The following is an 11,728-nucleotide window of genomic DNA, read 5'->3' as shown; positions in this document are numbered from 1 at the left end:
TTTATTTCTAAAAACAAAACATTCATCGTACCCAAGGCCTGTAGTGAGCCCACCAGCTTTTTCTATAAAGTAATATAGACTTGCATCTTTTTGATAGAGAATTTTCCCAGGCTTACCAACACCTCCTAAAAGTGTAACAAAGGGAACCTCTGCTCTTCCAGAGGAAAGAGAGTCAGCTTTCTTTACAAATATCGTATCTCCACCTAACCATGTGATTTTTTTACTCAACTTACTGTTATTGAAAAAGTCATTTAAAACAACTGTGTACGACTCATTTCTTTGACTAATAACGCCTTGGTAGTATTCTGTTGATATATCTCCCTTAACACCACCGGCTTTTGCTAAAACAGAATCCAAAGCAGTGTCATGTCGGATCAGATACTTACCAGGGTTAGTGACAAGTCCACGAACCTCTATCCATCTTGTCGCTGAGTTTATTTTAAAAGTTACACCTTCAACACCTTTACGAAAAAACTTATAATATGCTGACAATACTTCTTTTTTTACTGTTGAGAATTTCTTCCCAGAAGTATTAACTCTTACTCCATATGGAAGCCTAAGAATTCCTCTAAAATCTGAACGAAACCTTCCTTGCAGTTTTTTATCACTAGGATGGTAAAGTGAATAACGGTAACCAGGAGCCACGTCAGTCTTTAAACGAGATAAGTTGGGGACAACATTTAAGGTCTTGTCTTGCTTATGCTCTAGTCCCGACAAACTATCAGTATACCTAGCGTAGTCAGTGGTTGTTGAGCAACTAGAAAGCATGAATATAGATAAGGCAATTAATATAATTGATTTAATTTTAAATCTCAAAAAATATCTCCTAACTTAGTGTAATAATGTCACACAGACTACATAAGTATATCAAAATAAGGTATTATGATCACCTAAAAGGATCAAAGAATATATGAAAATAATGCATATTGCTCAATTTTTAGGAATAGGTGGACTTGAAAAGATTATTTTTCATCTCGCCATTGAGCAAATGAGGCTTGGTCACGAAGTTTCAGTCTACATCTATGACTGGGAACGAGAATGGGTTTCATTCTTTCGTGAGTCAGGGATTAATGTAATTACCCCACCATTAAAAAAAGAAGGGTACGATTTTTCCCTACTAAGAAGAATTAAACATGACATAAAAGGTCAAGATATTATCCACACACATGACCTAAACCCACTCATGTACTTAGCCCCAATTAAGGCAATGAGTATATTATCAAAGTTACACCCAAAACTCATTCACACAACACATGGACTAGATCACCTAGAGAATTATCCAAGATCAAACTTTTATGAAAAGATGGTTTCTCCATTAGCGGATCAAATCATTGGAGTAAGTCAGAGCGTATACGACTACTACACTACGAAACTAGGAATACCTAAACATAAAGTACATAGAGTAGATAATGGTGTTCAAATTTTTGATAACAAAGTCACAACTGAATTAAAATCTGCGAAGAAGAAAGAACTCTGTAATAAATATAACTTAGATGAATCAAAGCCAATTATTTCTAATGTCGCAAGAGTTGTCCCATTAAAAGATCAGGCATTCTTAATGAATGAAATTTCAAAGAATAAGAATGTGCAATTACTTATAATAGGACCTTCTGGTGATGAAAAATACTATAAAAGTTTAGAGTCACTGCAGACAGAGAACTGTAAAATGACTGGTGGCCAATCAGGTATAAATGACCTACTCCTAGGATCAGACCTTTTTGTCTCCGCATCCACACATGAAGGTATACCAGTAGCAGTTCTAGAAGCGATGGGTATATCCACTCCTTGTCTAATAAGTGACATCCCAGGGCACTCAATAATCAAAGATAAAGCACCGAGAAGTGTCTGTACTTATAAATTAGGAAGTAGTGAAGACTTTAATATTAAGCTAAATGAAATACTATCTTCAACACAAAAGCAAGATGAGCTTGCTCAATACGGTAAAGAAGCCGTTATTAACCATTTCTCTGTAATGGCAATGAATAAACATTACTTAGAAATTTATAAGAGTTAACATGTTAAGTAAGTTAAAATCTGGTTACTTACCAATCTTTTTGATTAGCACTATTTCTGCAATTTTTAATTTATTCCTTCCGATAATACTAGTGAGGCTTCTTTCGCCTACAGATATTGGTCATTACAAGATTTTCTTTCTTTACTCTCAGGCAATACTTTTTACAATTATGTCAGGAGGGCCTCTATATAGTGTCTACTACTGGATAGGAAAAAAAGAAAACTCTACAGAGTATATTCAACAAGCATGGTTACTAACAAACCTACTTGGATTAATAACAATATTAGTGGGGGTACCTATAGTACTCTTATTTCCAACATTACTTGATCTTCCTGTAACCTTTTTGATTTTACTTGTTGTTGTATCAGCTTCACTCTCCCCTGGCTCTTTCTATGGAGAGCTAATTACTGCGCAGGGAAAACAATTAAGAGGAACGCTTTATAATACAACCTTTGAAGTTTTAAAAGTTTCACTATTTCTAAGTGTTGCTTACTTTTACAGAACAATAGAATCTATCTTTTGGACTTATACAATACTATACCTCTTCAAAAACTTTCTAGGAATGTATTTAGGCAATAAAATAAAGATGATAACGCTTAATTTTGATATAGAAAAAATTAAAAAAGTCATCATCTACTGCTTCCCTATTTCATTTGCTGGAACATTAGGATTTCTCGTTGATAAAGTAGATATGCTATTACTATCGTCAAGAATATCGACAGAGGACTTTGCTTTCTATTCTATGGGTTGTTTAGTTATTCCCCCTATTATGCTACTCGATATGGCCGTTCAAAAGGTTCTCATACCTAAGTTATCTATTGCTTATCATGATGATCAAACGAAAGACGTGTTAACTGAATTTAAAAAGGCGCAATCTGATATAGCCTTAATGGTTATTCCTGCAGTATGCGGCCTATATCTGTTTTCTTATGAGACCATCGAAATTTTATTCACTCTTAAGTATGCTGACAGTATTCCTTTCTTAAGAGTCTTCGCTATTGGATATCTAGTTTATTTATTTCCACATGATGCAGTTGCGAGAGCCAGTGGAAAAACAATGTGGATATTAAAAATTTATCTTGTTGTTACACCTATTACGCTTGGATCCGTTTATTTAATGGCCGGGAAGTACGGAGCAATTGGAGCATTGGCAACAGCTATCTTTTTTAAATTTATTCCAAAATTATGTGGAATGATTTATTCAGCTAAAGTTATGAGTTGGAAATTCTTTGACATATTTCCATGGAAACACTTTAGTATCTACGCAATCTTATCACTGATTTATAGTATTATAGCCTATGAAATAAAACCCTTCTTTGATGTAAAGCTAATATGGTTCGCTATAACTGGTCCAATAATGATTCTCTCGTACACTATAAGTATCTACTTCTTGAGAAAAAACAAAGTTCTTTAATTGATAAGCCTTAATTATGAATAAGTTGAAATATGAAAATATTATCTAATTGGATACCATTGTACATCTCTTCCAAATCTTGGAAGAAGTGCTCCCGCTGAAAACTCTTGCTTAATATATCCATCTTCAAAATCAACACCAAATACTTTAAACACTTCACTTCTTTTATATCCCATCTGCTTAATAATTTCAGGAAAGAAATGAAAATGAGTTAGCTTATCCTTGAGGACAAGAGATTTTTCCTTATAAAACTTCTGCAATTCAACTGAGTCAGTAAGTATAGCAGCAGGAACAAAGCCTTCAAAAGGGTGTGGCGCAACAGTGTTACAATGAGTTTGAATACCTCTATCTAACAGGTTCTGCCCATGGTCAGATGTGTAAAACACAAGTGTTTTACTTAGATCTAAATTCTCTAAAAAGATCTCGAAAAACTTATCAACATTCCATACAATAGAATTCTTATAAGAGTTTATAAATTTTTCTCTATTCTCACCTGGCTTATCTAAAGGGTCCATCTGTGGTAAGAATATTGCTTGGTCTTTATCGTAGCTTTCAACGTATGGAAAATGAGCTCCTCTTTTATTTACATACACAAATGAAGGAGTGTCACTACTCACTATCTCTCTTAGTTTTTCAGCGATTTTATGATCTAATAAATCCTCAGGTGTATCATTAAATTGAACCATCTGGGTTATACTTTCAAATTCACTACCACTCATAAAATTCTGTAGTTCACCATTTTTTAATTGCCCATCAACATAATAAGTTTTAAATCCTGCATTTTTTGCATAATTCCAGATAGTAGGATTTTGCCCAATTGTAGCTAAGTTATTCTTAATACCACCTAATCTTAAAACAGCATTACTGTAACCACTACAATTATTAGCAGAAGAAGCTTCACCAAAGTTTATGAACCTATTGAGATTAGAAGAAATATATGGTGTTAATGAGTTATTTTCTTCAAAGTCTAAATAATCTGCTCGAATACTTTCATCAACAATAAAAATAATGTGCTTAATACTCTCTTTATCTTTTTTGATGAGAGGAATTTTAACAGCAGACCTTTTTGAATTCATACCAGGTAGAAAGAAATTATAACTCTGAAAAAGTAAGAATGTACTAATAGTAGTATATTGCATAGGCATGGACTTGGTACCATACCCACCTTTCTGATAACTTATTAAGGCCAAAAGAATAAAAGGAGAGATACAAAGAGCATTAGTATATTTTCTAACACATGACCCAAATAAAGTTTTCCTCTCACCAATTAAAATAGCAAAAAAACCAAAAAGACTTAAGAAGAAGGGCCAAGTCATAAAATCGATGTAAAAAGAGAACACTTTTGCTGCATGCTCTTTAGATATCCATAATAGCTCCATATCTTCAAAATTCAAAAAATGCTTACCGATATCAAGATAAGTCATTCCAGCAAAAGTAGAAAAACAAACAAGCGAAGCAAATAAAAATCTGAACACTCCTTTTGTTGAATAAGATCCAATAAAGAAAGCAATTAGACATACGATCCAAATGGCACAAAATATTAATGCATTTAATATACGTCCAGAACCAACCATCTCAATAATTCGAGAAAGAAGTGTTGTATTTGATAAAATTAAAAAAGTTAACAAGAGGCAAATTTTAAGATATTTTTTCATTCATTAGCTCTACAAAATATATGTTATACTAAATTCTAACACGTAAGAAACTATATGAAAGAAATAAAAGTACTTCACATTTTTGCCCCAGGTCCAATAGCAGGAGCTGAAAAAGTCGTTATAACGGGTCTAAAATCCCTGTTAGAGGCTGGCTTAAATGTACATTGCCTAATAATCAGAGAAAGCAAGAATCCTTCATTGGCAGAGATTTTCAAAAAAGAATTAGATTGCTACTCTATACCGTCCACAACAGTTACAACTACTTCAGCATTAGACTTTAACCTTAGAAAATATATCAAAAACTATATTATAGAAAATAAATATACACATATACATTCTCATGGTTATAAAGCTCTTTTCTATAGCTTTAAGAACTCCCAAGTAAAACATATCCATACTCATCACGGAGATACAGCTCATACAAAAAAAGTCATCATCTATGAATGGATAGCAAAACAAATGATGAAAAGGATAGAGAAAGTTATTGCTGTATCAAAGCAAATGAAAGAGAAACTAATAAACGAAGGATTAAGCACAGAAAATATTTTATATATTCCAAATATGCTCTCAATTGAAAATATAGATTCTAATAACTCAGTGGACAATAAAAAAATTGAACTTATATCAATCGGGAGATTAAGTGAAGAGAAAGGACTACAAGACTTTCTTCCCGCTCTTGTTGAAGTTAAAGATTTTTTTAATCTAAGTATACTTGGTGATGGATACTTGGAAAGTCATCTAAAGTCCCTTGCTAAAGAGCTAGACTTAGAGGCAAACATATCTTTTATAGGTTTTGTTAAAGATGTAACAAGTCATTTGTCTAAAGCAGATGTACTCATTCTTCCAAGTCATAGAGAAGGGCTGCCAATGACACTGCTTGAGGCCGTTTGTTCAGGTAGACCCATACTTGCTTCAAAAGTCGGAGGAGTACCAGATTTAGTAACACATAAATACAACGGTTATCTTTTTGAACCTAAAGATACAAGAGAGATGAGTTTAGCGTTAGATTTTATCAAAGAAAACCTAGAAGATTTGAAGCGAAATGCACAAGAAAAAGCAAAAACTTTCAATGAAGAATATCATCCAAGAAAATGGGCAGAAAGAACAATTGGTCTATATAGTAATCTATAAACTCTTTTCAATTAAATTTGTGATGGCACTATAATCTAATATACTTTTTAGATGTTCTCGAGCGATATCACCCTTATTTTTTAGATCAACACGTTGAAGAGAAGAAAGCATTGAGATCCACTGATCTGCAGTTTCAGCATGGTAATAATGATCTTCCAGAAGTTCACTCCCCTGTACTCCCATACTTGTTGAAATTAATGGAAGTCCATGACAAACAGACTCAATAACTTTGATCCTAGTCCCCGACCCAAAAAATATTGGCATAATAGCGAGGTCCATACTTTCATAGGTACTTTCGAGATCATCAATCAAACCATGAAACCTTAAATTATTCATTGATAGATAAGGTCTTAACCACTCACCGTTTCCACTTCCCCCAATATTTAGAACTAAATCGTTCCTCTTTTTTAAAAGTATCGGCCATACTTTCTCTAGGAACCATTTAAGTCCTTCTTTATTAGGTGCCCAATCTAGACGACCGAGAAAAAAGAGCTGAAGTGATGACTCAGTAACATTACTTTTTAATTCTTTAGAAAAATCCATTCCAACAGGTATAGTAGAAAACTTACTAGCTGGAACCTCCGCTTTAAAACGTATATGATCTTCATTAGAAATTGTCCAAGTCACAAAACTTCTTTGAATAAGATTATTTTCAAACTTTGCCATTAAATGACCTTGAAATTTATAAAATAGAGAAAGAAGATAATTCTTTGTTTTATCTGCAGCAGTGAACCAAAGATCTTGTTCTACGTTATGCGCTCTATATATTATTTTACCCTTGTAACTAATAAGAGAATTCTCTAAAGAAGCATAACCATGTAGTCCATCAAAAATAATCACGTCATATTTATCAACATCTACAGTTCTCTTTACTTCATTTACAACGCCTTTATCATTAAAATAAGAGAGAGTTAATGGAGAAAAAGGATTTTTTAATATCTTAAGAAACCAATAGGCTAACTTTGTAGCTTTAGTTTTAGGTGCTGACCTAGAGATAAGAAATACGCTTGAAGCTTTCCACTTTTCTTTATATTCATTTATACATTGCTCACCATTATCAACAAGAGAGAGAACATCAAATTTGTGTTTAGTAGAATTAAACGATTGAACTAGAGAATTACTTGCTACTCTAGCGCCATCAGCGACAGGAAAAGTGTACTTTGGAACAACCCAAAGAATATTTTTAATAGACATTTGTCTCCCACGTAGCTTCAAGCTTAGTTGTCAAAGTTAAATATAATGCTTTCAATGCAGCACTATTTATAACAAGGAAATAACTAGGAAGTGTAAGCAGTATTCTAAAAGGTCCATTTATAGATACTAATAAGCCAATAATTCCCAAAGTATAAAATACAACTTGAGATATAAACAATAGACTTATCAGCAGACCAGGATTAGTGAAATACTCAATCGTAGTAGAGAGAACTAATAGAATTAGAAAAGAGGGCATTAACCATCTTAGAACTTTATGCCCAATGAGTTGAATAGAAGCAAGAGGGAATTTAAAAGGGTTCAGTACTTTTTTAGCATAGAGAAGACCTGTCATTCCACCTCTAATAACTCGAACTCTCATATGGAACTCTTGCGAGGACTTCTGAGTAGTTCTCTCATAGGCAATTGCCTCTTCTTCAAAAGCTATATCGTAACCATTTAAAATTATCGTTAGAGGTTCTGTGAAGTCCTCAATAATATTCTCAGGTAGTACAGTATAGCATTCTCTTCTAAATGCATTAATACAGCCAATAGCTCCAGTCAATGTCTTCATTTTACCTTGAGATTTTTTAATAAGTGATTCGTACTTCCAATAAAGTTTCGTGGCCATTCCAATGTTAGAATTAGCATCATCTTTATAAATTAAGTTTCCAGATACCATTCCAATCTTAGGATCTGAAAAGTTACGAACTAATTTTTTTACAGCATCTGCTTCATACTCAGCAGTAGCATCAGAAAAAACAATTATTTCATTCCGATTAGATAGTACTGCCTGATTTCGAGCTTCAGTTTTACCTACACGCCCTTCAACTCTGTAAAGCTTAACACCCCTATCTTCATACTTTTTAACAATAGCATCAGTTCCATCATCTGAACCATCGGATACAACAATTATTTCAAGCAGATTTTTTGGGTAGTCAATAGAGAGCGTATTTATAATCTTCTCTTCAATATTATCAACTTCATTATATGCAGCAATTAAAAAACCTACAGTTGGATAAATCTCCTTTTTTTCTCGGCTATATTTAAAAACCTTGCTTAATATCACGACAGAAATGGGATAACCAATATAGCCAAATAGTATAAATAAAATAAGAAAAATAATTAGATATGTCATATAGCACCATTATCCATGATCAAACGATTCTCCTCAAGTAGCTCATCTTTACTATAGAACTGTTCCGTAGAAATAGTTAATCCAAGTAATATATATGGGTATAGTAAGTATGTATGAGATAAGAACGTAATAGTTGTTCCATAGGCCACAATAGCTAATATGTATTCAGGATGTAGAAACCTTAATCTATATGCAGCTCTAAATCCATAGAACCAAAATGCCATATAGAAAATAAAAGCTGGAATCCCACCTTCAGCAAGTGGTAATAACCAATTCGAATGCACAGTTCTGTTTTTCCCTTCAGAGCCAATACTACCTACAGCATACTCAGCAAAGTGCCTATTATAACCATTGTAGCCGACACCAAATATAGGTTTTCGTATTCCCATATTAATAGCGGACTTCCAATATATGATTCTATTATTAGTTGATCCTTCGAGGTCAGAAGAATCTCTCTTTATGGATTTAATTAGCCCAAAGAGTACAAGTCCAAATACACCGAGTAGAATCATGGCCTTCTTCTTGTCTTTAGCTCTTATCCAATAATAAGATGCCATTAATGAGCCCACACCAAGAAGCGCCCCTCTTGATTTTGCCTTCCAGACTAGTATTGAATATAGAAAAAATATAAATAAAGAGATCGCTCTAACTAACCACTTATTGTCTCTAGTTCTAAAGAAATAAGAAGTCAGTGGAATACCAAGGATTAAAATAGCTGCTATATCATTTGAGTTTTCGAGAATCCCTGTCGAAGTAAGTCTTTGACCGGCAGCAACTGATTCAAGAAAGAAAGTTTTATATAGAGAAATACAAGCTTTCTCAAAAATACCTATTACCATCGCTATTTGTATTGGGGCCACATACTCTTTCCTATCAACAACATTAACAATAAGAAAATATACTAAAACACCTTTTGTAAATAAATCGATATAGTTTCTTAACCCGTTACTAACATCACTTGATGTAACAACTGAAAAGAACATCCAAACAGCAAAAAGAAACAACATAAGACTTGCTGAATTCCACTGAAAATAAAATCTTTTTCTAATAGCTTTATGAAATACAAAGGAGAATACAACTAAGAAAAATACATCTCGTGGGAAAGACAGCATCATATCATTAACATAAGTCTCCCAAGGACGAGAGATCATTACATATATAAAAAAAGCAACTGCAAACTTTGTATCAAAAACACTTAAGATAACCAATAGAGCAAATTCTATAGATAGAAAGATTCCTTCATAACCCCAGTAGTTATTCAAATATATAAAAACACCAACAAACAAAACAAAGAAACTAGGAAGAAGAAACCTAAGTTGAATCGTTGGAAACTTATCGTATGTATTAGCTCTTTGATCTTTCCATGCAAAATACAGAAAAAACAGACATAAAAAGCCTGTTAAAATCTGATGCAATGAGAATGAAAATTCAAATATATCTATCATTTGAATATATTTTCTTTTTGTTTCGAAGTCGAAGTCGAAGTAATATCTTTATGCTTTGAATAGTTAGTCGCCATTTTAAATTCTGAAAGTGGAAGATATTCAAAAACACCTAAGTCTTCAGTACCTAACTTTGCAGATACTTCCTGTAGAGTGACTTCAACAGGAGGGACCATTACTTCTTTTATAAAAACATATACAAAACAGATCATAAATCCAACAATTAAACCAATACTTGCAAACAGTCTTTTCTTTGGCCATGTAGGAAATACAGGTAACTGAGGAGCATGAATTACTCCAATATATTTAGAAACACTTTTCTTCTCAAGATCAAGCGCCATATTTGTGTCATAATATTTTTCATATAACTTAGAAGAAATATTAAGTGCAACTTCCTTATTATTAGACATTAAAATGGCATCCTCACTAGACTCTTCTCTAGTAGATGTTCTTGTTTTAAATTCTTTCAACCATGAAAGGATAGTATTTCTTCTCTGTATGAGATTTTGAATCTTTGGGTGAGATGTATTGAACTGCTTTCTTAGAGCACTCATATCATTATTTATTTTATTAAGCTCAGATCTTAGAACTACTGGGTTCTTTGAAGCTAGGGCATTATCAGAGATTTCAGTTTTTGCCATTTTTTGAGTTACATTAAGGGACTGTAACTTTTTAACCATGATCGATCTTACATATTCAATAGTTTCAATTCTAGAGTTAATAAAATGACTCGTAACTCTATCTAAAATCTCTTTCGTTACCTTATATGTAACCATAGGATCGGAATTTGAAAAACTAACTTTGTAAGATTGTCCTGAATCAGAATACATTCTAATATTGTCTCTAAAGAACATTCTCTGCTTTGTTAACTCATATTCAGTCTCAGCATCTTTATATATTCCGTATTTATGACCTAGCTCATCAATAAGCTCATCACTAATTGCTTCTTTAACCATTGATTCAACAGTTTGCTTCATCTCTTGAATGGAATACATACCTGGTACAATCTGACTTATAAGTGGATTTTTAAAGTACTTACTATAAACATTGATTGTGAAGTCTGTACTGTATTTCTTTTTCATTAAAGAACTTAATTCAAAGAAGAACCCTACTGAGACAGCTAAAATAATGGCCATCATTAGACGGTACTTGAAAATTATAGATAAAAAATCTCTAATATATACTTTATCTTTCATTATTAATCTCGTTATAAAGTGTTCCAATCAATGGAGTAGTGCTGTGAAGAAACTTCTCTATACTTTTTTCAAATTTACCACGAATTGTTTTTTTAGATGTCACTAGAATATGACCATCAGTTTTTAGACTAAATGATGCTCTCCCCTCATTATTCTCACTAACAGTATCAATGAGAACAAGAGAGTAATCTTTTTTTAATTGTTCTAATATTCTATTAAAAAAGAATGTATCAACATGACCACGATCAATATTCCTAACACTTTCTTTTACTTGAACAACGTCAACTCCAGGAAGAACTTGAGAGAAGACTCCAGACTCAGATGTGAGGTCTTGAACTTGAGAATTTAATAAGTCGTCACCTTCTAAATTGATATCAAGAATAGCTGTTTTAATACCATAGATTCTGAAAAACTCTGTAGCTAAAAGGAGAGCAACGTGACTTTTGCCTTCTTTAGGCAATTCACTATAAATTGATATTGCACTTAATCCACTTACCTTAGTACGGTAGTGAATCTTCTGCACAATACTAGCTAAAGGGTCATTGAC

The 11,728-nt window shown here is 32.9% G+C and carries 10 protein-coding genes; 3 read left to right on the top strand and 7 right to left on the bottom strand.

Going from position 1 to position 11,728, the window contains the following annotated elements; translation table 11 throughout:
* Positions 1-816, bottom strand: an 816-nt coding sequence (locus tag ABX784_RS12430; RefSeq protein WP_372655372.1) for an SLBB domain-containing protein, incomplete at its 3' end; no start/stop codon positions are given.
* Between the two features lie 94 nt (positions 817-910).
* On the opposite strand from ABX784_RS12430, the gene ABX784_RS12425 reads away from it, so the two are divergent.
* Positions 911-2,014, top strand: a complete 1,104-nt coding sequence (locus ABX784_RS12425; protein ID WP_372655371.1) for a glycosyltransferase family 4 protein — start codon at positions 911-913, stop codon at positions 2,012-2,014.
* 1 nt (position 2,015) lies between these two features.
* The gene (locus ABX784_RS12420) at positions 2,016-3,428 is read left to right on the top strand and encodes a lipopolysaccharide biosynthesis protein (protein ID WP_372655370.1); all 1,413 of its coding nucleotides are present in this window, start codon (positions 2,016-2,018) and stop codon (positions 3,426-3,428) included.
* 41 nt (positions 3,429-3,469) lie between these two features.
* On the opposite strand, the gene ABX784_RS12415 is transcribed toward ABX784_RS12420, so the two are convergent.
* Positions 3,470-5,083, bottom strand: a complete 1,614-nt coding sequence (locus ABX784_RS12415) for a sulfatase-like hydrolase/transferase (protein ID WP_372655369.1) — start codon at positions 5,081-5,083, stop codon at positions 3,470-3,472.
* A 54-nt stretch (positions 5,084-5,137) separates the two neighbouring features.
* Here ABX784_RS12415 and ABX784_RS12410 point away from each other — a divergent pair, with 54 nt between their 5' ends.
* Complete coding sequence (locus ABX784_RS12410) at positions 5,138-6,214, top strand: glycosyltransferase (protein WP_372655368.1); 1,077 nt, start codon at positions 5,138-5,140, stop codon at positions 6,212-6,214.
* Here the strand turns inward: ABX784_RS12410 and ABX784_RS12405 are convergent.
* From ABX784_RS12405 to ABX784_RS12385, 5 genes are all read right to left on the bottom strand, one after another.
* Positions 6,209-7,408 carry a glycosyltransferase gene (locus tag ABX784_RS12405; protein WP_372655367.1) on the bottom strand — a complete coding sequence of 400 codons (1,200 nt, stop codon included), beginning with the start codon at positions 7,406-7,408 and terminating at the stop codon, positions 6,209-6,211. The two genes, ABX784_RS12410 and ABX784_RS12405, sit on opposite strands and share 6 nt — an antisense overlap.
* On the bottom strand, positions 7,398-8,543 hold the full coding sequence (locus tag ABX784_RS12400) for a glycosyltransferase family 2 protein (protein ID WP_372655366.1): 1,146 nt from the start codon (positions 8,541-8,543) through the stop codon (positions 7,398-7,400). The genes ABX784_RS12405 and ABX784_RS12400 overlap by 11 nt, the downstream gene beginning before the upstream one ends.
* Complete coding sequence (locus tag ABX784_RS12395) at positions 8,540-9,988, bottom strand: O-antigen ligase family protein (RefSeq protein WP_372655365.1); 1,449 nt, start codon at positions 9,986-9,988, stop codon at positions 8,540-8,542. The genes ABX784_RS12400 and ABX784_RS12395 overlap by 4 nt, the downstream gene beginning before the upstream one ends.
* A complete protein-coding gene (locus ABX784_RS12390; protein WP_372655364.1) occupies positions 9,985-11,181 on the bottom strand; it encodes a hypothetical protein in 1,197 nt (398 codons plus the stop codon). The genes ABX784_RS12395 and ABX784_RS12390 overlap by 4 nt, the downstream gene beginning before the upstream one ends.
* On the bottom strand, positions 11,171-11,728 hold a 558-nt coding region (locus tag ABX784_RS12385), incomplete at its 5' end, for a hypothetical protein (protein WP_372655363.1). The genes ABX784_RS12390 and ABX784_RS12385, both read right to left, overlap by 11 nt.

The sequence above is a fragment of the Halobacteriovorax sp. genome (assembly GCF_041587335.1).
In the GTDB taxonomy this organism is placed as follows: Bacteria; Bdellovibrionota; Bacteriovoracia; order Bacteriovoracales; family Bacteriovoracaceae; genus Halobacteriovorax.
Note: the sequence above shows the minus strand (reverse complement) of the source record. Positions and strands in the feature narration are given on the sequence as shown.